The sequence below is a fragment of the Serratia sp. MMO-28 genome (genome assembly GCF_037199905.1).
Classification (GTDB): Bacteria; Pseudomonadota; Gammaproteobacteria; order Enterobacterales; family Enterobacteriaceae; genus Chania; species Chania oryzae.
In genome coordinates this window covers 224,323-246,396 of the sequence record NZ_JBBCVB010000002.1, presented here as the reverse complement: position 1 = coordinate 246,396, position 22,074 = coordinate 224,323, and the positions used below count along the sequence as shown (strand labels likewise).

Below are 22,074 nucleotides of genomic sequence, written 5' to 3'. Positions count from 1 at the left end.
TCACTGATAGGTGATCATAAACTCGATTTGAGCATCAGCCTTGCCTGCCCGGATCGGGGCGGCGGTCTGAATATACGCCGCTTTCACCCCTAAATGATAATCACTCTCGCGATCTTCAAAGAAGGTAATAAAGTTGGCCAGATCGATATCCTGGTTAAACTTGGCTAACTGATAGCTGCCGTTTTCCTGCTTAAAGCTCAGTTGCACCCCCACCCCTTCGGCGGCATCGCCCGACGCGGTATTGAGCTTCGAAATCCCCTGTTCGGCATTTTCGAAGCCATTGCGCGGCGTTAGCTTGATGCTGATAACGTTAGGCTTGAATACGCTATAGGAGGTTCTGCCATAGAAGGCAGGACAGCCCGAAAGCACGATCTGGGTTTCGGCGTTACCGGCCGTGCTGCCGACGCCGTTGAACTCATCTGGGTAGTGTTCACCCAGCGGCAGGTAATAGTTACTGCCCACGTTGCAGGTGGCCGTTTTCACCTCCAGAGAACCGCTGATCAACGTTTTCTGATAGACAAAATTCTCGCCATTGCCATTCAGTGAAGTTTCAAAGCTGGGCAGATTGCTCCCCTCAATACGGCCACCGCTGGTGACGTTACCGGTTTTGATAAATTCAATATTGAAACTGACCGAAGCATCACTCTGGCCGGTAAAGCTGAAAATGCTGGCGCTGCTGTTGGATAAATACCCCGGGATCCGCCCAGGGAGCTGCAAGCGTGCTCCACTGCTACCATCTGGGGTCCCCTGCCATAGCGCTACGCCAATACCTTCGATATTGGTATTGAACACGTACGGAAACGAGGAGTCGCTATAGCTTGATTGGCCGTAAGGTGTGCTGATAAAGGCACTGACCAGGTCATAGACACCCGCCTGGCAGAGCAGTTTGGCACCGTTGCCACTGGTTTGGATCCGCTGGGAGTAGATCACGCTGCCGATCGGTAAATCCGCCCCGACGCTGACCGTGCCGCCGATGGGCAAACGGGTATCAAGCGGTGAGAAGATAGCGGAACTGCTATCCCAATCACAACCGGCGTTCGCCGCTGCCGCACCTTGCGCATATAACCCTGCGCAAAGCAGCAACGATACCGCTATTCCTGACGCGATTCTTATTTTCATCTGTTTTCTCATTAACCTTGGCGCTCTGTTATTGGCAGACACCCTGAATCACAGGCCTGCTCTCGTCAGTTGGGGACGCGGGGAGTGAATAGTTGAGACTGCAATGTTCTGTTTGCGCATCCCCCCATCTCACCAGCAGCACTCCCGATGGGGCCAAATCGTGGGCAATCACCAGACTCGCCTGCCCGACGATGCCAATAGCGTTGTTCTGCGCATCATAAACATTGGCGGCAAAAGGCAGTGGTGTGCCGTCCTTACGCTTCGCCTTGATGTAAGTGACTTTGCTGTTCTTGGTTTCATAATCGAGCAGCACCAGTGCCCCGGCGCGAGGAACGGCGGTACTTTTGCTGGACAGCAACTCAACATCCTGTGAAGTGCCCTTAGGATCGAGATCCACCTGATTCAGGTAGTAAGGGCGCAGGTAAGGCACAATCGCATAACCAAAACGATCGACCTCCACGCCGGAAGCGTTGGTGACCAGGGCTCCTTTTGCACCCGGAGCACGTACCAGGCCGCTGGTTTCCCCCAGCGTTTGCCCCAACGTGATACCGCCACGGTGAACCACAATCGCACCGTCGATACTGGATGACAGCTGCCGGTTACCCTGACCGTAGCTATAGCTGGCCCCCATATTCGCTTGCGGCGCGCGATAACCCACGCCGCTGTTGAAGAAGTTGCCATTCGATGCGGTATCACGGCTGGTGCTGACGACATAGTTAAACTGGTTCTGCTCACCGGCGTTCCCCGATAGCCCCACCAGAGCATTGCTGCCCTTGTTATCGCTGCTTCCGGTCATATTCAGCGTTGGGGCATGGGTACTCGCCCCCAGCGGCAGAGAGAGACTCAGAGAGTACTGGGTTTCACGTCGATCCAGCGTGCCGTCTTGCCCCCCTGAAAACTGGCTGCTCAACGTCCGGTTAACCGAGAAGGTGTAGCTGAGGTTGTGCCAGAAATTGCTGTAGCCGATTTGCATACTCTGCTGTGAGCCATCCTGGTTCCAATAAGTAATATGGCTACCGGTGGCATACAGGCTGCCCCAACGTTCGCCCAGCGGCTGGCTCACCGACAGCGTAAACATGCTGCGCTGCCGCCCGTAACCGTTGATATCTTCATTACGCAAAGCCAAGTCGCGCAACTGTACGGCGTCATTCAAATTCAGGAAGCCGTCGGTTGAATAGCGATAGGCCATCACCGAGAAACTGGTCTGTGTTTCTGCATACACCTGGCTGAACCCAACACGATAGCTCTGCCCTGAACGTTGATCCTGACCGGGCAGACGAGTGATTGATTGAGTAACATCCAAAGAGAGTGCGCCGACAGGGGTGTTAAGGGCCGCCCCCAGCAAGGCAGAAAAATAACTTTCGCTGCCGACCACGCCGGTATATCCAGTGACCAGATTACTCAGGCCAAGCTGGTAGGTCAGGCTGCCAAAATCAGGTTTATCGACCAACCCATTGGTATTGATTTTACCTGCGGCGACTTCATAACGGCTGATACCGGGCCGCAACATCTGGGTGACCGAGGCGTAAGGAACCGCAAAGGAGCGCACCTGACCATTAGCTTCTTCGATACGTACCGTCAGTTCGCCACCGTAGCTGGTGGGATAGAGATCGTTAATCTCAAACGGCCCGGGCGAAACGGTAGTGGTATAAATGGTAAAGCCGTTCTGCACGATGGTGACTCTGGCGTTGGTATTGGCAACGCCACGCACGACGGGAGCGTAACCGCGCAGGGAATCTGGCAGCATGCGATCGTCTGAGTACATTCTGACGCCGCGGAAACGGATACCGTCAAACAGCTCACCGCTGGTGAAGGCATCACCGATGATCAGTTGGGATTTCAGCGCCGAAATATCGCGGCCAATGTAGGTAGAGGTGCTTTTGTAGCCATCGCCACCACCGCCTGACACCCAGTTAACGGCCCCATTATTGCGCACGCGCCAGGGGCCAACATTCAAGCCATTACGCAACCCGAGATAACCGTAGGTATTGGTATTTTCCCGCTGCTTGGATTGATACAGGTTGGCATTATAGTTAACCATCAAAGCGGTCAGGCCATCTTCCCATAGCTTGGGGCTGACATAACCGCGTGGTGCTCTGTTCAACAGCAATTGTGGTATCGATAGCGTCAGCTTTTGCTCGCCAGGATCAAAACTGGCTGAGGCACCGGGCAGGAGCTTGCTGAGCGAACCGCAATATCCTTCGGCCTCCAGTTGGCTAAGATGCAGCGGTGGCGTCTGTTCCAGCAGTTTCTTTTCGCTCAGATTGAGCAGGGAAAAAAAGCTACCGCTGTAGCAAGGGATGGTGGCATATTGACTGCCAGACTGTGATTTAAAACGGATCTCTTCGTTGCCGAGCGGTTGCCCGTTGAGTTCAATGAGTGCACTGTAAACACCGGGCACCACGACGTTGCCGCGGCTGAACTGGGCAGGATCGAACTTCCCGGCTTTACCGCCAGGAAAGAAGCTGGGATCAAACTTCACCTCTTCCGGTGCATCTGCGGCATAGGCAGACGTGGCCGAAATCATGACATAAGACAGGATCCACTTCAGTCCCGTTTTTCTTGCTGGTTTATACGTAGTCATAGCATCCTTGACGACTCTGATAAGCCAATAATCCTAAAAACGACAATGCTAACGAGTTAGTGGGTAGGTTTTTTCCACAAACGCCCCATAGTCATTGATCGCACTGGCCGTTATAGTGTTCGGCAACCCGCCTGCGGCGTTACCACTGCGTTTAATCTGAAATGCCTGTTCAGAAAAGGGCGCAATCATGCCACCGTTACTTCCTGCCATCACGGCTTTCGCTGTGCCAATGAGCCGCACAGAGGCGTAGCTGATGTAATAAGGGGTAGGGTTCTTGCCGATAAGTTTGTCCCCTTGCAAACGCCAACTGACCTGCCCGATGACTTCAGGAGACAGGCCCTTCAACGCAACGGGGCGGTAAAACACTTTCAGACGATTGCGATAGGCAATGGAGAGATAATTCTTATCCCCTTTCGACTGAGGAGGAACTTCAAGCACGTTAATCCAGTAAAGCGTTTCGCGATCGGTTGCCAGATTTGCAGTGGGTGTCGCGGCAATACGCAGCGTTTGCGCCTTGTCCGGTTCAATACGTGAAACCGGTGGCATAATAGTAAAAGGAACGTCGCTATCCTCAGGAGAGGAATTAGCATCTCCGCTATCAATCCAGGATTGTACTAACAGAGGAACACGGCTTTTATTTTCCAGCTTCAGCGTGACTTCTTTTTCATTAGAGGGGTAGATAACGCGAGTGCCAGAAATAACAATACCTGCATGCAGGCATGAAGAAAATAATCCGGCGACAAGCACCAATGATGACAACCAATATCTTTCCATGAAGAACATAACCGCCTTGTAGGTATAGCGATGTTAAACAGAGGCCCGTTTAAGCAGGCCTCTGTCACTACTGTTATAACTTACTGATAAACGATACTGTATTTGACGGTAGAGGCTACATGACCAACAGTCGCGGCACCACCTACGGCAATATACTGACCGTAATACGAATACACAGCCGTATTATCAACAATCGTTGTTGGTGCATAGTTATTCGAGTTGCTCAACAAGTTGATTGCCTGGTTGGCAGTCGCATTCAAGATTTGTATCTCAACATTGCTGGCCACGCCGCGAGCATCTGTACTGGTGTTTTTCAACCAACCAGTTGCTCTGTCGATCGCAGGGCTGGTAGGTTCGAAATACACCTGAGCAACTTTTCCGTTGGCACAGTTAGTGTCACCAACGCCACCCAGAGTGATGCTAAACGGCGTCGCATTTGCCGTAGCACCTTCAAAGCCCAGCGCAGGAGCTTCAACCTGTTTCAAATCGACGTTCACATCAACAGCGCCGTTCGGAGTTTGGCCATTGATTTTGCAAGTCGTATCGATAACCTCACCGGTGAAATTGATATTACCATCAACAGCAAAGGCAGAAGTTGCAGTCAGGCCGCCCATGACACATGCGATGGTCATTAATAGAGTATTTCTTTTCATTTAAATAACTGTCCTGTTAATTATCCTTAAACACTCTGAATCTTTGGGATTAACCGTAGTTTCAGAGCCATTATTTCACTTTATAGTGAAATCCTGTCTCCCTATGAGTTGCACCCCAAAAACTATACAAAGGTACAATCAGTGCTCCTTGCAACGTATATCCTTTTCCGCGAGAGGCTTTAATAAAACCATCATCTATACCAATTGTTGCCAACCGCGCTTTAAGTTCGGTAATCACTTGCGTCAGTCTGGTGGAAGAGGAGGACAAATTATAGTTCTCCCAGACATTCACCAATATGTCTCTGTTAGATACATAATCAAGGCTTGCATTTTCTAATAAATAAACCAACAATCTCATCATCGTCTCGCGCAATTTAAAATAATTGCTAAAACGATGGTCGGAATGACTACCATATTCTATAGTATTATATAATTTGATGACTGAACCAGACTTTATATCAACCTGGAACTCATCGTTAACGACATAGCCAAAAAGCATCAATTTATTCGCATCAATCTTAATAGTTGATTTTTCTGCATCTATCTTTTGGCTTACGGTGTCCATTCTCACTCCATAGCATCACTGCTGCAACTGCCTAACTATTTTATTTTTAAGTTAAAATACCGTACCTATATATTATCTGCCCGGTCTATATTATTGACTAGGATTATAATGTCAATTCATAACGCTAAAAAAAATCGCTCAAAAAAAAGAATTTAAAACCAAATAAATAAATTTAAATAGAAAATTCAGATTAAATTGCTTTATTTTTGTCATTTTTAAGATAAAAATACCGATCATGCAAAAAAATTAATACATAAGCATGAAATGCTTTTTTTACCCTTTATTTGGATAGGTTTTTCGTTATTTTTGAGTTCAATTCTCATTGACTAACATTAAAATATAATGTTGGCGTCTTGGTTGCGCAGCCATTTCGGCTTTTTCACATGGTTCCCTTTCTTAATTACCCACTCTTATTAATTAATCCCCCTGTTAGTGAAGCCTGCTGAACATTCCAAGAGAATAAATAGAAAATTAATTGATTTTAAGTATGTTTTGATTTTAATTCATTTTAAATATTAATTATTAATACGGGAATAAACCAAGATATACCCAAGATAACACCGATGCACGTCAAAATCGCTCAAGCACGGATATCCCCTTTTCTCACCGCGAATTGGATTATGCTTTCATCGCTTGCAGATCCCTGCACTCGCCCTTTAAGCGATCACACTCACAGGCAGCAGCCTTAAGCACAATGGACGATGAAATGACTGAAAACACACGGGTGCCGCTTTCGGTACTGGATTTATCCCCCATACCTCTGGGCGCAAAACCACGAGATGCGTTCCATTTCTCACTGGATTTGGCACAACATGCTGAAAAGTGGGGATATCAGCGCTACTGGATGGCAGAACATCACAATATGACCGGTATCGGTAGCGCGGCGACCTCTGTGCTACTGGGCTATCTGGCGGCGGGCACCACCAGCATCCGCCTCGGCTCCGGCGGCGTGATGCTGCCAAACCATGCGCCGCTGGTGATTGCTGAACAGTTCGGTACGCTGGAATCGCTCTACCCTGGGCGCATCGATCTGGGGCTTGGCCGTGCGCCGGGCACCGATCAGCGCACCATGATGGCGTTACGCCGCCACCTCTCCGGTGATGTGGATAACTTCCCGCGTGACGTGCAGGAACTGCAACGCTACTTCGGTGAAGTGCAGCCAGAGCAAGTGGTGCAGGCCGTTCCCGGCCAAGGGCTGCACGTGCCAATCTGGCTGCTGGGCTCCAGCCTGTACAGCGCACAGCTGGCAGCGAAGCTCGGCCTGCCGTTTGCCTTTGCCTCTCACTTCGCCCCAGACATGCTGTTTCAGGCGCTGAACCTGTACCGTGAAAACTTTACCCCTTCCGCACAGTGCCAGCAGCCGCATGCCATGGTGTGCGTGAACGTGATTGCTGCCGACAGCGATCGTGACGCGCGTTTCCTGTTTACCTCCATGCAGCAACAGTTCATCAATCTGCGTCGAGGGTCGCCAGGGCCACTACCGCCACCGGTAGACAATATTCACGCCCTGTGGACCGCAGGCGAGCAATATGGCGTTGATCAGGCACTGCACATGTCGATCGTCGGTAGCGAAAGCACGGTGCGCCAAGGGCTGCAAACGTTGCTGCGTGAAACCGACGCCGATGAGATCATGGTTAACGGCCAGATTTTTGATCATCAGGCGCGTTTACGGTCGTTTGAGATTGTTGCCGGGGTGAAAGGCGACTTAATGAAGAGATAGGGGTTACGTATCGGTGATGCCCCTCTCCCACAGGGAGAGGGAACCGATCGAGTATGTTTGAAATTACAGTGATTCACCTTGGAAGAGAAAGCGAACGAGTTTGCTGGGATTATCTCTTTACTGCCAAACGAGCAGGGGCTATCAGCACCCTCTCCCTGCGGGAGAGGGTTGGGGTGAGGGGCTCAGCGTTGGATCAGGTAGCGAATGGTTGGGCCATCCTGCTGAATATCCAGCACCTTATAGCCGTGGTTACGGGCGTCCAGTGGGATGTTATTGATCGACTGCGGGCAGTCGCTGATCACTTCCAGTATTTCACCCGGCTTAAGCTGGGGCATCGCCTCCAGCGTAGCCACTGCCGGATAGGGACAAGGTTCGCCCACCATATCCAGCCGATAATCGGGCACAACGTCTGCCTGTTTCATGATGCACTCCTTAAGTCAGCCGCCTGCGCATCCGATTTAGCGCGGAAAAAGCGTTTCTCCCACCACAGCATGGCGGCAAAAGCGATCGCCAGCAGCAGATAGGTTACCAGCAACCCACCGATTGGCCCGAAGACCTCCAACAGGTTGATTTTATCGTAATGGGTGGCGAGCGCCGGGGCCAGATCGTCCCAATAATACGCCAACAGCGTTGCCCCGATGATATTCCCCAAGCCAACCCACCAATAGTGGATCTGCCCTTCGACTGCACGATACATCCAACCGGTTTCACAACCACCGGCCAGTACGATGCCAAAACCAAACAACAAACCACCGATGACCGCATTCGGCCCAGCCCACATGATCTTCGGCGCAACCCCCAGTTGCACATAGCTGAAAATGCCAATAGCGCTCACCGCCATGCCAAGAATAATCGCTTTGGCCATATGGGTGCGGCCGGTGATCCACAGATCGCGGAACGCCGAAGTGAAGCAGATCTGCGCTCGTTCAATCAGCAGGCCAAAGCCAATACCAAACAGCATTGCAATGCCAAGCTTCGGTGCAGCGAACAGGGTCCATAAAGACCAGGCCACGGCCAGGAAAAAAATCACCATGCCCAAGCGGAAACGGCGGCACGCCTGCTCCGGCTTCTGCGTTAACGGCGCGGCGGCATTGACTTTTTGCAGCTTCACAGGGATACGGAACATAGGCAGCAGGGTAAATTTTGCGCCGAAGTAAGAACCTGCGGCGGTCGCCAGGGCGAAGAACCAGGCGTGTAATGAAAACTGTGGGATCCCGGTGAAAAAGGCAGCCAGGTTACACCCCATTGCCAGGCGGGCACCAAAACCGGCAATAATGCCGCCCAGAAGCGCCTGTGCGATGCGGATACGGTGCTGTGGCATGCGTAACTTGACGTTATTCGCCCACAGCGCGGCGGCGATACAGCCGGCAAACATGCCGATAATCATCCTGCCATCGATACGCTCGAGCGGCGTGCCCTGCAAGCCAATCACTTTGAAATAGCCCCACTGCTCAGGGTGGAAGCCCAATCCCTGCAACACATGGCCCCCCCAACGGGTAAACTCACCGGTCACCGCCCAGAAAGTGCCCGTCATGCCAAAGTAGTAGGTAGACAGGATCCCGGCCGCCATCACCGCCGGTAAGGGGGCCCAAAAACGCACCAGATACTGAGATTTGAATTGCTGCCAGTTCATGGCATCTCCTGTACACAATATTCGTAAAATAAACCTTGCGAATGATACGTTATTTATTTCTTTTCACCGCTATTCAGGCATAAAAAAACCAGCCCGAAGGCTGGTTGTTTAAATTGATTAACCGCACGCGGTTAAATCAGCAATTATGCATCACCAAAACGGCGACGTGGCGCAGCAGGTGCTGCATCGTCACGGCGTGGGGCTGGCTTGCGGCGCTCACCACCAGCAACGCTACCCCCTTCACGACGCTCACCGAAAGAACGACGCGGAGCACCAGCCCCTTCACGGCGCTCGCCGTTGAATGAACGTGGAGCACCACCGCGACGCTCACCGCCGTTGCCACCAGCAGGACGCTCACGGCGCTCATGTGGCTGTGCATCGCCCAGCAGTTGCATGTTCATCGGCTTGTTCAGAATGCGGGTGCGAGTGAAGTGATTCAGGATCTCGCCCGGCATGCCCTTTGGCAGCTCAATGGTGGAGTGGGAAGCAAACAGCTTGATGTTACCAATGTAACGGCTGCTGATGTCGCCTTCGTTAGCGATAGCACCAACGATATGACGAACTTCTACGCCGTCATCCCGGCCCACTTCAATGCGGTACAGTTGCATCTCACCAACGTCACGGCGCTCACGACGTGGGCGATCGCCACCGTCACGGCTGTCTGGACGTGCATCACGACGACGCTCGCCGCCACGCTCATCACGTTCGTTGAACTCACGGCGCTGACGTGGTTTGAACACCGGATCCGGTGGCAGGATCAGAGGACGTTCGCCCTGGGCCATTTTCAGCAAGGCTGCGGCCAGGGTTTCCATATCCAAATCTTCTGCAGGCTGCAGCTTGGCCAGCAGAGCACGATACATGTCCAGATCGCTGCTTTCCAACTGCTGCTGCACTTTAGCGGCAAACTTGGCCAGACGGCGCTCACCCAGCAGTTCTGCGTTCGGCAGCTCGACTTCTGGAATGGTCAGCTTCATGGTGCGCTCGATGTTGCGCAGCAGGCGACGTTCGCGGTTTTCCACGAACAGCAGCGCGCGACCAGCACGGCCAGCACGGCCGGTACGGCCGATACGGTGAACGTAAGACTCTGAATCCATAGGGATATCATAGTTCACCACCAGGCTGATACGCTCAACATCCAGACCACGTGCCGCAACGTCGGTAGCGATCAGGATATCCAGGCGGCCATCTTTCAGGCGCTCCAGAGTCTGCTCACGCAGGGCCTGATTCATATCACCGTTCAGGGCAGCACTGTTGTAACCGCTGCGCTCCAGCGCTTCGGCCACTTCCAGAGTGGCGTTTTTGGTACGTACGAAAATGATCGCCGCATCAAAATCTTCTGATTCCAGGAAACGCACCAGCGCTTCGTTTTTACGCATGCCGTGCACAGTCCAGTAGCTCTGACTGATGTCCGGGCGCGTTGTCACGCTAGACTGAATGCGTACTTCCTGCGGCTCTTTCATAAAGCGGCGGGTAATACGGCGAATCGCTTCCGGCATGGTGGCAGAGAACAGCGCGGTCTGATGTTCAGCCGGGATCTCCGCCATGATGGTTTCTACGTCTTCGATAAAGCCCATGCGCAACATTTCATCGGCTTCGTCCAACACCAGGCCTTTCAGGCTGGAGAGGTTCAGCGTGCCACGCTTCAGGTGATCCAGCAGACGGCCTGGAGTACCCACCACGATCTGTGGCCCCTGGCGCAGAGCGCGCAGCTGCACGTCATAACGCTGGCCGCCGTACAGGGCAACCACGTTAACGCCATGCATATGCTTAGAGAAATCGGTCATTGCTTCAGCAACCTGAACCGCCAGTTCGCGGGTGGGTGCCAGCACCAGGATTTGTGGTGCCTTCAGAGCTGAATCAAGATTGTGCAGCAGTGGCAACGAGAACGCTGCCGTTTTACCGCTCCCGGTCTGCGCCATGCCCAGCACGTCGCGACCGTTCAACAGGTGAGGAATACACTCAGCCTGGATCGGTGATGGTTTTTCGTAGCCCAGGTCGGTCAGGGCGGCAATGATCGGAGCAGATAGCCCCAGGTCAGCAAAAGAGGTTTCAAACTCAGTAGTCATGTACACGTGCCTCATTAATAATGGCAGCCAGTCTACATAACTCGTCGAGAAAATTTTCAGTCATTTTCATTGAAAAGTGTGAACCGGCTCAAATTAGATTGTAAAACAGACAAAAAAGCCCTCGCCCGCCAAGGCGATTACTTTGGTTAAAAAAACCAATGTAAATCAGGCTGATAGATGTCCGTCAGCTATTGCTGGTCCGATTCCGATAGGTCGTCTTGTTCTTGGCTTAACATCGCCAATTCCAACAATGCATAGCGGTGCTCAACAAAGTTATGAACGTTGTTAGCTACCGTCAGTTTGAACAGCGCCGAAGCGGTGTCCTTGTCCCCCAGACTTAGGTAATGTTTACCTAAATAGAAGTCAGTTTCACTGAGATGCTCAGCGAGCGAAGTGTTATCCGTTGCATCTGCCTTGAGGCGTTCCATCAGCGTTTTTTCGCTGATTTTGCCCAGGTAGAATTCGACAATATTCCATCCCCATTGCCCTCGGTTCGCCTTGTCATAACGCTGCTGGAGCGTTACGGCAGCTTTCTTGGGATCGATTTCTCTTTCCACCAGATAAAGCCACAACGAACGGAAGGGATCGTTTGGGTCGTCTTGATAAAACGCCTGCAGATCATCCTGCGCCAACGGGAAGCGACCACCATAATACAGTGCAATGCCCCGGTTTAAACGCGCGTAATTATAAGTTGGATCAAGCTCTAGTACAGAATCAAACGCTTCATAGGCAGCATCAAAATTGCCTGCCTGCGTTAAGTAAATGCCCAGGTAGTTGAAAACTTCCGGCATATCAGGACGTATCGCCAGCGCTTGTGAGAAATCATTGCGCGCCAGTGCACGTAGCCCGAGACTATCATACAGCACACCGCGCTCATATAAAAGCTGCGCACGCTCATCGTCCGTCAGTGCCCGGCTGGCAAGTATTTGTTCCATGCGCGCCAGGATCACTTCCTGCTGCAGCGTTGGCTGCAACGGGATAGCCAGAACTTCGTCTTTACGCCAATCATGGTTGCTGCATCCTGCCAGCATAAGTGCTGTCGCAACATAACACCAGCGCAAGAAAGGCTTCATTTCCCACTCCCGAAGACAAACATTGGATGAACGTCCTGTCCTCCGCTTGCTAATACGCGGATATCCTACCCACGTGATAAGAACAGCTCCCAACCCCACGGCGGGGAGCTGTAAAACTTCTGGTACCGTTATTCTGCTTCAGGAGCCGGTGCGGCCGCCGTTTCTGGCGCCGTCGCTTCTTTGATGCTTAAGCGTACACGGCCCTGACGATCAACTTCCAGTACCTTAACCGGAACTTCCTGGCCCATCTGCAGATAGTCAGTCACTTTCTCAACACGCTTGTCAGCGATTTGTGAAATATGCACCAGGCCTTCTTTACCGCCACCGATAGCCACGAAGGCACCGAAATCAACGATACGGGTTACTTTGCCCTGATACACACGGCCAACTTCGATCTCAGCAGTGATTTCTTCGATGCGGCGAATCGCATATTTCGCTTTCTCGCCATCGGTAGCAGCAATTTTCACTGTACCATCATCTTCAATTTCAATGGTCGTGCCTGTCTCTTCAGTCAACGCACGGATCACAGAACCACCCTTACCAATCACATCTTTGATCTTGTCTGGATTGATGCGGATTGTGTGGATACGTGGTGCAAACTCAGAGATATCGCCACGCGGCGTGCTGATTGCCTGTTCCATCACGCCCAGAATGTGCAGACGCGCGCCCTTGGCCTGGTTCAGAGCCACCTGCATGATTTCGCGGGTGATGCCTTCAATTTTAATGTCCATCTGCAGCGCGGTAATACCGGCACGGCTACCGGCCACTTTGAAGTCCATGTCGCCCAGGTGATCTTCGTCACCCAGAATGTCGGACAGAACGACAAAGTTGTCTTGCTCTTTCACCAGGCCCATTGCGATACCCGCAACCGCAGCCTTGATCGGTACACCTGCATCCATCAGTGCCAGAGAAGCACCACACACCGAAGCCATGGAAGAAGAACCGTTGGATTCTGTGATTTCAGACACCACACGCACGGTGTAAGGGAAATCTTCTGGCTTAGGCATCATAGCCAATACGCCACGTTTCGCCAGGCGGCCGTGACCGATTTCACGACGCTTAGGTGAACCGACCATGCCGGTTTCACCCACCGAGTACGGAGGGAAGTTGTAGTGGAACAGGAAGTTATCGGTCTTCTCGCCCATCAGTTCGTCAATGCTCTGCGCGTCACGTGCTGTACCCAACGTGGCGGTAACCAGCGCCTGAGTTTCACCACGGGTGAACAGCGCTGAACCGTGAGTACGCGGCAGCACGCCAGTACGCACGTCCAGACCGCGGATCATGTCTTTCTCACGGCCATCGATGCGCGGCTCGCCACGCAGCACACGGCTACGTACCACGTTCTTCTCAACGTTACCCAGAATGTCCTGAATTTCGGCGGCATCCAGCGTTTCGTCCTGCGCCAGCAGGGCTTCCACTACGCTGTCTTTGATCGCATCAACCTGAGCATAACGCTCTTGTTTTTCGGTAATGTGGTAAGCATCGCCCAGACGGCTTTCTGCCAGTTCAGCCACGCGCGCACGCAGCGCTTCGTTGACCGGAGCCGGCTGCCAATCCCACTTCGGTTTACCCGCTTCAGCAACCAAAGCGTTGATATTTTCAATCACCACTTGCTGTTGGTCATGACCGAACACTACCGCGCCCAGCATCTGATCTTCGCTCAGCACATCAGCTTCGGATTCCACCATCAGCACCGCACCGGCAGTACCGGCAACCACCAGATCCAGACGGCTTTCTTTCAGCTCATCGGTAGTAGGGTTCAGCACATACTGATCGTTGATATAACCCACACGCGCTGCACCGATTGGGCCATTGAACGGAATACCGGACAGGCTCAGGGCAGCAGAAGCACCGATCATCGCCACGATGTCCGGGTTAATCTGCGGGTTAACGGAAACCACGGTGGCAATCACTTGCACTTCGTTCAGGAAGCTGTCTGGGAACAGTGGGCGGATTGGACGGTCAATCAGGCGGGAGGTCAGGGTTTCGCCTTCGCTCGGACGGCCTTCACGACGGAAGAAGCTGCCTGGGATACGGCCAGCAGCGTAGGTACGCTCCTGATAGTTCACGGTCAGCGGGAAGAAGCTCTGACCAGGCTTGGCCTTTTTCTGGCCTACAACGGTAACGAATACTGCAGTGTCATCCATGCTTACCATAACGGCGGCAGTGGCCTGACGTGCCATCATACCGGTTTCAATAGTAACGGTATGTTGGCCATACTGGAATTTGCGAATGATCGGTGTCAGCAAAATTTAATCCTTAATTAACGGCGCGCAATCGTAATGACGACTCGACACGCCAGTGACTCACTTGCCTTCACATTACATCCTCGCGACTAATGACAACCCTTACCTGCCTGAGATAAAGCCTCTCATTAGCCGCGCGAACCTCTGTAACGGAAGGTCCTCATATTACATTAACCTGATTTACTTATGCTTCCTAGAAGAAAGGGGCCACATTTGGCCCCTTTCCACTGAAACTTGCTAGATTAGCGACGCAGACCCAGACGCTCGATCAGGCTGGTATAACGTGCTACATCTTTACGCTTCAGGTAGTCCAGCAGCTTACGACGCTGAGAAACCATACGCAGCAGACCACGACGGCTGTGGTGATCTTTTTTGTGCTCTGAGAAGTGGCCTTGCAGATGGTTGATCTGCGCAGTCAGCAGGGCAACCTGAACTTCGGTAGAACCGCTGTCGTTAGTACCACGACCAAAATCAGCTACGATTTGAGCTTTAGCTTCAACACTTAGAGACATTGTCATACTCCAGATTATAGATAATAAATACGGGCGCCGATCTCTAATTCAGCAACCCAATGCATAAGCTGCGCCATTCTACTCTTATCCCCGCCATCCTTCAAGCTATCGGGGAGCTGCGCAGGGCAAGGCGATCAGTCGAAATATTCGACCACCAGACGGCGCGGCGCGACTCGCCCGTCGTCAGCAATCTCGCCAATGCCGATAAATTTACGCGCTTCACCTTCGGTGATACGCACCAGGCCAGAAGCCGGTGCCCCTGCAACCTGCACCGGCTGCCCCTGCTTAACGTAACCGGCTACCACGGGCAGTAAATTCACCTCAGGAAAATCTTCTGCCGGGCTGTCCATTGGCATCAACAGCGGATCGAGCAGTTCGCTTGCAGCGATCCCCCGCTCCTCGGCCTGTGCCACCAGGGCATGCAACTGCTCCAATGTGACCATACGTGCGATCGGATACTTCGCCACCTGCAGGCGGCGCAGGTAAATCACATGCGCGCCGCACCCCAGCAATTCGCCGAGATCGTCGGTGATGGTACGAATATAGGTGCCTTTCGAACAATGGACTTCCAGCTCCAGTTCATCCCCTTCCCAGCGGATAAACTGCAGCTCATAAACGGTGATGCTGCGCGCTTCACGTGGCACTTCGATACCCTGACGCGCGTATTCATACAGCTTTTTGCCCTGATACTTCAGTGCTGAGTACATTGATGGCACTTGCTGGATATCCCCCCGGAATGTCTCCAGTGCGGCATCAAGCTGGGCCTGCGTGAAGTTAACAGGCCGCTCCTGCACCACCTGCCCATCGGCATCCGACGTATCGGTACGCTGGCCCAAGCGGGCAATCACGCGGTAACGCTTGTCAGAATCGAGCAGATATTGTGAGAACTTGGTCGCCTCACCCAGACAGATCGGCAGCATACCCGTTGCCAGTGGATCGAGCGCGCCGGTATGGCCCGCCCGATTGGCATTGTAGATACGTTTTACTTTCTGCAGGGCGTCATTGGACGACAGGCCCTGCGGTTTATCCAGCAACAATACGCCGTGGATATCACGGCCACGGCGGCGCGGGCGACTCATTAAGCCTCCTCGTCATCACCTGATGCAGAACGGCGTTCAGCATCATTCTTCACCACGTTGGTCACCAGGTTAGACATACGCATGCCTTCAACCAGTGAGTTATCGTAGGCGAAAGTTAGTTCAGGCACCACACGCAGGCGCATGGCTTTACCCAGCAGCGTGCGGATATAGCCGGAAGCGTCCTGCAACGCTTTGATGCCGTTGGTCACCAAGTCCGGTTCGTGATTTTCAGTCAATACGTTCAGGAAAGTGACATAAACTTTGGCGTACGCCAAATCGCGAGACACTTCTACACCTGAAACGGTTGCCATGCCGATACGCGGATCTTTGACTTCACGCTGCAAAATGATCGCAATCTCTTTTTGCATTTCTTGTGCCACGCGCTGGCCGCGGCTGAATTCTTTTGCCATTTGAGTATCCTCCAGACAAATCGGGGGGCCACGTGGCCCCCCAGAACAAAGTTAAGCGTTATACCAAGCTTAAGCGATAGTGCGCTGGATCTCGATAATTTCAAACACTTCGATCATGTCGCCAACGCGCACGTCGTTGTAGTTCTTAACACCGATACCACATTCCATGCCGTTACGGACTTCGTTGACGTCATCTTTAAAGCGGCGCAGGGATTCCAGCTCGCCTTCATAGATAACCACGTTGTCGCGCAGAACGCGGATTGGGTTGTGACGTTTAATCGTGCCTTCGGTAACCATACAGCCAGCAACAGCGCCGAACTTAGGTGATTTGAACACGTCACGCACTTCAGCCAGACCGATGATCTGCTGTTTGTACTCAGGCGCCAGCATACCGCTCATCGCCTGCTTCACTTCGTCGATCAGGTTATAGATCACGGAGTAGTAACGCAGATCCAGGCTTTCTGCTTCGATCACGCGGCGCGCAGAAGCATCGGCACGCACGTTGAAGCCCAGGATGATGGCGTTGGAAGCGGCAGCCAGAGTCGCGTCGGTTTCGGTGATCCCACCTACGCCGGAGCCGACAATCTTCACTTTCACTTCGTCGGTAGAGAGTTTCTGCAGTGAGTCAGAAATCGCCTCACACGTCCCCTGTACGTCAGTTTTCAGTACGATGTTCAGTTCAGAAACTTCACCTTCGGTCATGTTGGCAAACATGTTTTCCAGCTTAGATTTCTGCTGACGCGCCAGTTTGACTTCACGGAACTTGCCTTGGCGATACAGCGCAACTTCACGCGCTTTCTTCTCGTCACGCACCACGGTCGCTTCATCACCCGCCGCAGGAACGCTAGACAGGCCCAGGATCTCAACCGGGATAGAAGGACCCGCTGAAGTCACTTCGCGGCCCAGCTCGTCACGCATCGCACGTACGCGGCCATATTCAAAGCCACACAGCACGATGTCGCCTTTGTTCAGCGTACCCTCCTGAACCAGCACGGTAGCCACTGGGCCACGGCCTTTATCCAGGAAGGATTCGATCACCACGCCGCTCGCCATACCACTGCGAACCGCTTTCAGTTCGAGAACTTCAGCTTGCAGCAGGATGGCGTTCAACAGTTCGTCGATACCGGTACCGGCTTTTGCCGATACGTGAACGAACTGCGCTTCACCGCCCCACTCTTCTGGCATAACGCCGTACTGGGACAGCTCTTGCTTAACGCGATCCGGATCGGCTTCTGGTTTATCAATTTTGTTAACCGCAACCACCAATGGCACTTTCGCTGCCTGAGCATGCTGAATAGCTTCGATGGTTTGTGGCATCACGCCGTCGTCGGCTGCGACAACCAGAACCACGATATCGGTCGCCTGGGCACCACGGGCACGCATAGAGGTAAAGGCTGCGTGGCCTGGGGTATCCAGGAAGGTGATCATACCGTTTTCGGTTTCTACGTGGTAAGCACCGATGTGCTGGGTAATACCACCGGCTTCACCCACCGCCACCTTGGTGGAGCGGATGTAGTCAAGCAGAGAGGTTTTACCGTGGTCAACGTGGCCCATGATGGTCACAACCGGCGCACGCGCCTCGGCTGCAGCACCGGTATCACGATCGCTCATCAGCGCTTCTTCCAGCTCGTTCTCACGACGCAGGATCACTTTGTGGCCCATCTCTTCGGCAACCAGCTGAGCGGTTTCCTGGTCGAGGACCTGGTTGATAGTGGCCATAGCGCCCAACTTCATCATCGCTTTGATGACCTGGGAGCCTTTCACCGCCATCTTGTTTGCCAATTCAGCAACGGTGATGGTTTCGCCGATGATCACGTCACGGTTCACCACCTGAGCAGGCTTGTTAAAGCCTTGCTGCAGGGTACTTGGCTTACGCTTGCCTTTACCACCACGGGTTACCGCACGGGCTTCTTCGCGATCGGCTTTAGACTCGGAGAGCTTGTTGCCTTTCTTCTGCTTGGTGGCTTTGCCACCGCGAGTGCGGCTGCGGCGTTCACCTTCAACTTTGGCGTCGTTTTCATCTTCGGCTGCACGGGCGTGCTGAGAAGTGGTCACGTGGTAATCGGCTGTTTCAACCGCAGCGCTTGCTGCTTCAGCTTCTGCCCACTTCTCACCATTCTCTTCGGCCATACGGCGCGCTTCTTCCGCTACGCGTTTGGCTTCTTCCTCAACTTTACGGCGCACTTCCTCTTCCGCTTTACGTTTCAGTTCAGCGGCTTCGGCCTCACGGCGTGCTTTTTCTGCCTGAGCTGGCTTGGTCATTTCGTCGGTACGTTGATTGGTCACTTTTTCTTTTTCCGCTGAATTACGCTTAGCAATCTCCGCGGCCTCACGTTTGGCTTGCTCTTCGGCTGCGCGCTTCGCTTCTGCTTCGCGTTTCGCTAGCTCTTCCGCTTCGCGCCGTGCCTGCTCTTCCGCTTCACGCTGTGCCTGCTCTGCCGCTTCAGCCTGTTGAGCTTCTTGCGTATCGCGATTTACATAAGTGCGTTTCTTGCGGACCTCAATTTGCACCGATTTACTTTTACCGCCGGTGCTCGGAATATTCAAGGTGCTACGCGTTTTGCGCTGCAACGTGAGTTTACCTGGTGCACTACCGTGTTCACGGTTCAAGTGCGCCAGCAAGGTTTCTTTCTCATGCTGGGTCACAGAGTCAGTTTCTGACTTGTTGATCCCAGCATCAGCAAACTGCTGTACCAGGCGATCAACTGGAGTCTGAATCTCTGCTGCCAGCGATTTTACGGTTACATCTGTCGTCATGCTGTTCCTTCCTGCTACAGTTTATTACGCGTTGTCGCCAAACCAACAGATATTACGGGCGGCCATAATCAGCTCGCCGGCCTGCGCATCGCTAAGCCCTTCAATATCAGCCAGATCGTCAACACCCTGCTCGGCAAGATCTTCCAGCGTACAAACCCCACGCGCGGCCAGTTTAAAGGCCATGCCGCGCTCAAGCCCTGGGAGGTTGAGCAAATCATCAGCAGGTTTTTGGTCGCCCAGGCTTTCTTCCTGAGCCAGAGCCAGCGTGGTCAATGCAGCTTTGGCGCGATCGCGCAACGCTTCAACGGTATCTTCATCCAGTCCGTCAATTTCCAGCAGCTCTTTGATCGGTACATAGGCCAACTCTTCTAGCGTTGAGAAGCCCTCTTCGACCAAAACGGTAGCGAAATCTTCGTCGATATCAAGATACTTGGTGAAGGTATCAATGGCGGCATGAGCCTCGGCCTGATGCTTGGCCTGCAGATCGTCCGCCGTCATCACGTTCAGTTCCCAGCGATCATCATCACGATGCTGTTTCAACAACTGGGAAGCTAAACGCACGTTTTGGCCATTACGGCCGATCGCCTGTGCCAGATTGCTGGCTTCAACGGCGATATCCATCGTGCACCGGTCTTCATCCACCACGATCGAGGCAACATCTGCCGGAGCCATGGCGTTGATGACGAACTGTGCAGGGTTATCATCCCAGAGGATGATATCAATACGTTCCCCGCCAAGCTCGCTCGAAACGGCCTGGACGCGGGCACCGCGCATACCTACGCAAGCACCGACCGGATCGATACGCTTGTCGTTGGTCTTCACAGCAATTTTTGCACGGGAGCCAGGATCGCGGGCTGCCGCTTTAATCTCAATCACTTCTTCACCGATTTCCGGCACTTCGATGCGGAACAGTTCTTTCAGCATATCCGGGCTGGAACGGCTGACGAACAGTTGCGCGCCACGCGCTTCAGGGCGCACGGCGTACAGCACACCGCGGATACGGTCACCCGGGCGGAAGTTTTCGCGCGGCAGCATGTCTTCACGGCCAATCACCGCTTCGGCGTTGCTGCCCAGATCCAGCGCGATGCTGTCACGGTTAACCTTTTTCACCACGCCGGTGACGATCTCACCTTCGTGTTCACGGAAAGCATCCACCACCATCGCACGTTCGGCTTCACGCACTTTCTGTACGATAACCTGTTTTGCGGTTTGGGTTGTGATGCGGTCAAAGGTGACGGATTCGATTTGATCTTCGATATAGCCACCCAACTCAATGGATGGATCTTCGTACTGCGCCGCTTCCAGCGTGATTTCACGCGTTGGCTGCGTCACTTCATCGACGGCAACCCAACGGCGGAAGGTATCGAAATCGCCGGTTTTGCGGTCAATGCTGACACGCACGTCGATTTCCTGCTCATACTTTTTCTTGGTTGCGGTGGCTAATGCGGTTTCCAGCGCTTCAAAAATCTTCTCACGCGGAAGGGATTTTTCATTGGAAACAGCTTCAACAACAGCCAGAATCTCTTTGTTCATCCTAGTTGCCTCATCCAAACTTTAAAAGTGGGGTACCAGGTTCGCTTTCTGAATGTTGCTCAGCGCGAACACTTCATCTTTCCCTTCCACAGTAACCGTGATCATCTCGCCTTCGACAGACTTGATAATGCCCTGCCATTTGCGGCGGTTTTGTATCGCCATGCGCAGAACCACGCTGACTTCTTCACCGATAAAACGTTGGTAGTGTTCTGCGGTGAACATAGGACGATCAAGGCCAGGAGAGGAGACTTCCAAGTTGTAAGCGACCGTAATCGGATCTTCGACGTCCAATACAGCGCTGACCTGGTGGCTGACATCAGCGCAATCATCAACATTGATTCCGTTCTCACTATCAATATAGATGCGTAGCGTCGATTGGCGCGCCCGAATAAATTCGATACCTACGAGCTCAAAGCCCAACGCCTCTACCGGTGCGGAAATCATCTCTGTTAACTTTTGCTCTAATGTGGACAAGCCCACCCCCAAGACATAAAAAAAGGGCTTAATAGCCCAGTGATTCTGTTGCCAAATAACAAAAAACCCCGAAAATTCGGGGCTTTATGCAACTGGACCCTGTTTGCCGCAAAGCGGCTTCGGTACAACTTTCTAACAAGTGTCATTTTCAAATGTCGTTCGAGAAAAGCGGATTTCAATCGAAAAGTGTATTTGAAAATAAACACTTAAAGGAAAGTGGTTGCGGGGGCCGGATTTGAACCGACGACCTTCGGGTTATGAGCCCGACGAGCTACCAGGCTGCTCCACCCCGCGTCCGAAAACGTGGCAAATACTACGCCGATAATCGCAAAAAAGCAAGTTATCTCTGGGATTTGGTACCGAGGATGGGACTCGAACCCACAAGCCCGTTAGGGCACTACCACCTCAAGGTAGCGTGTCTACCAATTCCACCACCTCGGTACAGATTCTTACTGCTAACGGCTGTTTTTACTGCCTGTGTACCAACAACCGTTTTCAAACTTTTACTGCTTAGCGCGGGATATCGCTGCTCGGCTTGGCTGGTGCTGCCGGTGCGGTAGTCTGCTCAGTTTTCACTGGCTGACCCAGGTTTTCCCACTCGCTGCCTTTCTGGTTCTTGTTGCTGCTCAGGTTACCCAGGATCAGGCTAATGACGAAAAACAGCGTCGCCAAAATAGCCGTCATGCGGGTCATAAAGTTGCCTGAACCGGTCGAGCCGAACAACGTTCCAGAAGCACCTGCTCCGAATGAGGCTCCCATATCAGCGCCTTTGCCTTGCTGCAACATAATCAGAGCCACTAGCCCGATTGAGATCAGCAAGAAAATTACCAGAAGAGCTTCGTACATAGTTGTACCTGTATCCTTGCGGGTTCACCG

Annotated in this window: 19 protein-coding genes and 2 tRNA genes; 1 reads left to right on the top strand and 20 read right to left on the bottom strand. The window is 52.8% G+C overall.

Annotated elements, in window-relative coordinates; all coding sequences use genetic code 11:
• The 5 genes from WG891_RS02770 to WG891_RS02750 form a co-directional block, all read right to left on the bottom strand.
• The gene (locus WG891_RS02770; protein WP_337261431.1) at positions 1 to 1,119 is read right to left on the bottom strand and encodes a fimbrial protein; all 1,119 of its coding nucleotides are present in this window, start codon (positions 1,117 to 1,119) and stop codon (positions 1 to 3) included.
• 28 nt (positions 1,120 to 1,147) lie between these two features.
• Positions 1,148 to 3,703: a fimbria/pilus outer membrane usher protein gene (locus WG891_RS02765; RefSeq protein ID WP_337261432.1), complete on the bottom strand. Its 2,556-nt coding sequence runs from the start codon at positions 3,701 to 3,703 to the stop codon at positions 1,148 to 1,150.
• Between the two features lie 48 nt (positions 3,704 to 3,751).
• Positions 3,752 to 4,486: a fimbrial biogenesis chaperone gene (locus tag WG891_RS02760; RefSeq protein WP_337261433.1), complete on the bottom strand. Its 735-nt coding sequence runs from the start codon at positions 4,484 to 4,486 to the stop codon at positions 3,752 to 3,754.
• Between the two features lie 71 nt (positions 4,487 to 4,557).
• Entirely contained in the window at positions 4,558 to 5,130 is a 573-nt protein-coding gene (locus WG891_RS02755; protein WP_337261434.1) for a fimbrial protein, read from the bottom strand.
• A 70-nt stretch (positions 5,131 to 5,200) separates the two neighbouring features.
• Positions 5,201 to 5,695, bottom strand: coding sequence for a winged helix-turn-helix domain-containing protein (locus WG891_RS02750; protein ID WP_337261435.1), 495 nt, complete (start codon positions 5,693 to 5,695; stop codon positions 5,201 to 5,203).
• Positions 5,696 to 6,401: 706 nt separating this feature from the next.
• Between WG891_RS02750 and WG891_RS02745 the strand changes: the two genes are divergently transcribed.
• On the top strand, positions 6,402 to 7,415 hold the full coding sequence (locus tag WG891_RS02745) for a luciferase-like monooxygenase (protein WP_337261436.1): 1,014 nt from the start codon (positions 6,402 to 6,404) through the stop codon (positions 7,413 to 7,415).
• Between the two features lie 182 nt (positions 7,416 to 7,597).
• On the opposite strand, the gene yedF is transcribed toward WG891_RS02745, so the two are convergent.
• The 15 genes from yedF to secG all read right to left on the bottom strand — a co-directional run bounded on the left by yedF (position 7,598) and on the right by secG (position 22,044).
• Positions 7,598 to 7,837, bottom strand: a complete 240-nt coding sequence (yedF, locus tag WG891_RS02740; RefSeq protein ID WP_337261437.1) for a sulfurtransferase-like selenium metabolism protein YedF — start codon at positions 7,835 to 7,837, stop codon at positions 7,598 to 7,600.
• Complete coding sequence (yedE, locus tag WG891_RS02735) at positions 7,834 to 9,048, bottom strand: selenium metabolism membrane protein YedE/FdhT (protein WP_337261438.1); 1,215 nt, start codon at positions 9,046 to 9,048, stop codon at positions 7,834 to 7,836. The genes yedF and yedE overlap by 4 nt, the downstream gene beginning before the upstream one ends.
• A gap of 143 nt (positions 9,049 to 9,191) precedes the next feature.
• Entirely contained in the window at positions 9,192 to 11,114 is a 1,923-nt protein-coding gene (locus tag WG891_RS02730; protein WP_337261439.1) for a DEAD/DEAH family ATP-dependent RNA helicase, read from the bottom strand.
• Complete coding sequence (gene yrbN / locus WG891_RS26995; protein ID WP_223499600.1) at positions 11,104 to 11,178, bottom strand: protein YrbN; 75 nt, start codon at positions 11,176 to 11,178, stop codon at positions 11,104 to 11,106. The genes WG891_RS02730 and yrbN overlap by 11 nt, the downstream gene beginning before the upstream one ends.
• Before the next feature lie 124 nt (positions 11,179 to 11,302).
• On the bottom strand, positions 11,303 to 12,187 hold the full coding sequence (nlpI, locus tag WG891_RS02725; protein ID WP_337261440.1) for a lipoprotein NlpI: 885 nt from the start codon (positions 12,185 to 12,187) through the stop codon (positions 11,303 to 11,305).
• Between the two features lie 128 nt (positions 12,188 to 12,315).
• Positions 12,316 to 14,436 (bottom strand): polyribonucleotide nucleotidyltransferase, encoded by a 2,121-nt coding sequence (pnp, locus tag WG891_RS02720; RefSeq protein ID WP_337261441.1) that lies wholly within the window; start codon positions 14,434 to 14,436, stop codon positions 12,316 to 12,318.
• A 239-nt stretch (positions 14,437 to 14,675) separates the two neighbouring features.
• Positions 14,676 to 14,945, bottom strand: coding sequence for a 30S ribosomal protein S15 (rpsO, locus tag WG891_RS02715; RefSeq protein WP_004933502.1), 270 nt, complete (start codon positions 14,943 to 14,945; stop codon positions 14,676 to 14,678).
• A 134-nt stretch (positions 14,946 to 15,079) separates the two neighbouring features.
• On the bottom strand, positions 15,080 to 16,024 hold the full coding sequence (gene truB / locus WG891_RS02710; protein ID WP_337261442.1) for a tRNA pseudouridine(55) synthase TruB: 945 nt from the start codon (positions 16,022 to 16,024) through the stop codon (positions 15,080 to 15,082).
• Positions 16,024 to 16,434 (bottom strand): 30S ribosome-binding factor RbfA, encoded by a 411-nt coding sequence (gene rbfA / locus WG891_RS02705; RefSeq protein ID WP_337261443.1) that lies wholly within the window; start codon positions 16,432 to 16,434, stop codon positions 16,024 to 16,026. The genes truB and rbfA overlap by 1 nt, the downstream gene beginning before the upstream one ends.
• Positions 16,435 to 16,503: 69 nt before the next feature.
• A complete protein-coding gene (gene infB / locus WG891_RS02700; protein ID WP_337261444.1) occupies positions 16,504 to 19,191 on the bottom strand; it encodes a translation initiation factor IF-2 in 2,688 nt (895 codons plus the stop codon).
• 24 nt (positions 19,192 to 19,215) lie between these two features.
• Positions 19,216 to 20,724 (bottom strand): transcription termination factor NusA, encoded by a 1,509-nt coding sequence (gene nusA / locus WG891_RS02695; protein ID WP_337261445.1) that lies wholly within the window; start codon positions 20,722 to 20,724, stop codon positions 19,216 to 19,218.
• Positions 20,725 to 20,745: 21 nt separating this feature from the next.
• Positions 20,746 to 21,198: a ribosome maturation factor RimP gene (gene rimP, locus WG891_RS02690; protein ID WP_143555411.1), complete on the bottom strand. Its 453-nt coding sequence runs from the start codon at positions 21,196 to 21,198 to the stop codon at positions 20,746 to 20,748.
• A 217-nt stretch (positions 21,199 to 21,415) separates the two neighbouring features.
• Positions 21,416 to 21,492 (bottom strand) — tRNA-Met (locus WG891_RS02685).
• A gap of 60 nt (positions 21,493 to 21,552) precedes the next feature.
• Positions 21,553 to 21,639, bottom strand: a tRNA-Leu gene (locus WG891_RS02680).
• 69 nt (positions 21,640 to 21,708) lie between these two features.
• Positions 21,709 to 22,044: a preprotein translocase subunit SecG gene (gene secG, locus WG891_RS02675; RefSeq protein WP_076943019.1), complete on the bottom strand. Its 336-nt coding sequence runs from the start codon at positions 22,042 to 22,044 to the stop codon at positions 21,709 to 21,711.
• Positions 22,045 to 22,074: the final 30 nt, after the last annotated feature.

Coding starts and splice junctions, on each gene's coding strand:
- WG891_RS02770 (WP_337261431.1), bottom strand. CDS start 1,119: ATGAAAATAAGAATCGCGTCAGGAATAGCGGTATCGTTGCTGCTTTGC.
- WG891_RS02765 (WP_337261432.1), bottom strand. CDS start 3,703: ATGACTACGTATAAACCAGCAAGAAAAACGGGACTGAAGTGGATCCTG.
- WG891_RS02760 (WP_337261433.1), bottom strand. CDS start 4,486: ATGTTCTTCATGGAAAGATATTGGTTGTCATCATTGGTGCTTGTCGCC.
- WG891_RS02755 (WP_337261434.1), bottom strand. CDS start 5,130: ATGAAAAGAAATACTCTATTAATGACCATCGCATGTGTCATGGGCGGC.
- WG891_RS02750 (WP_337261435.1), bottom strand. CDS start 5,695: ATGGACACCGTAAGCCAAAAGATAGATGCAGAAAAATCAACTATTAAG.
- WG891_RS02745 (WP_337261436.1), top strand. CDS start 6,402: ATGACTGAAAACACACGGGTGCCGCTTTCGGTACTGGATTTATCCCCC.
- yedF (WP_337261437.1), bottom strand. CDS start 7,837: ATGAAACAGGCAGACGTTGTGCCCGATTATCGGCTGGATATGGTGGGC.
- yedE (WP_337261438.1), bottom strand. CDS start 9,048: ATGAACTGGCAGCAATTCAAATCTCAGTATCTGGTGCGTTTTTGGGCC.
- WG891_RS02730 (WP_337261439.1), bottom strand. CDS start 11,114: ATGACTACTGAGTTTGAAACCTCTTTTGCTGACCTGGGGCTATCTGCT.
- nlpI (WP_337261440.1), bottom strand. CDS start 12,187: ATGAAGCCTTTCTTGCGCTGGTGTTATGTTGCGACAGCACTTATGCTG.
- rpsO (WP_004933502.1), bottom strand. CDS start 14,945: ATGTCTCTAAGTGTTGAAGCTAAAGCTCAAATCGTAGCTGATTTTGGT.
- truB (WP_337261442.1), bottom strand. CDS start 16,024: ATGAGTCGCCCGCGCCGCCGTGGCCGTGATATCCACGGCGTATTGTTG.
- rbfA (WP_337261443.1), bottom strand. CDS start 16,434: ATGGCAAAAGAATTCAGCCGCGGCCAGCGCGTGGCACAAGAAATGCAA.
- infB (WP_337261444.1), bottom strand. CDS start 19,191: ATGACGACAGATGTAACCGTAAAATCGCTGGCAGCAGAGATTCAGACT.
- nusA (WP_337261445.1), bottom strand. CDS start 20,724: ATGAACAAAGAGATTCTGGCTGTTGTTGAAGCTGTTTCCAATGAAAAA.
- secG (WP_076943019.1), bottom strand. CDS start 22,044: ATGTACGAAGCTCTTCTGGTAATTTTCTTGCTGATCTCAATCGGGCTA.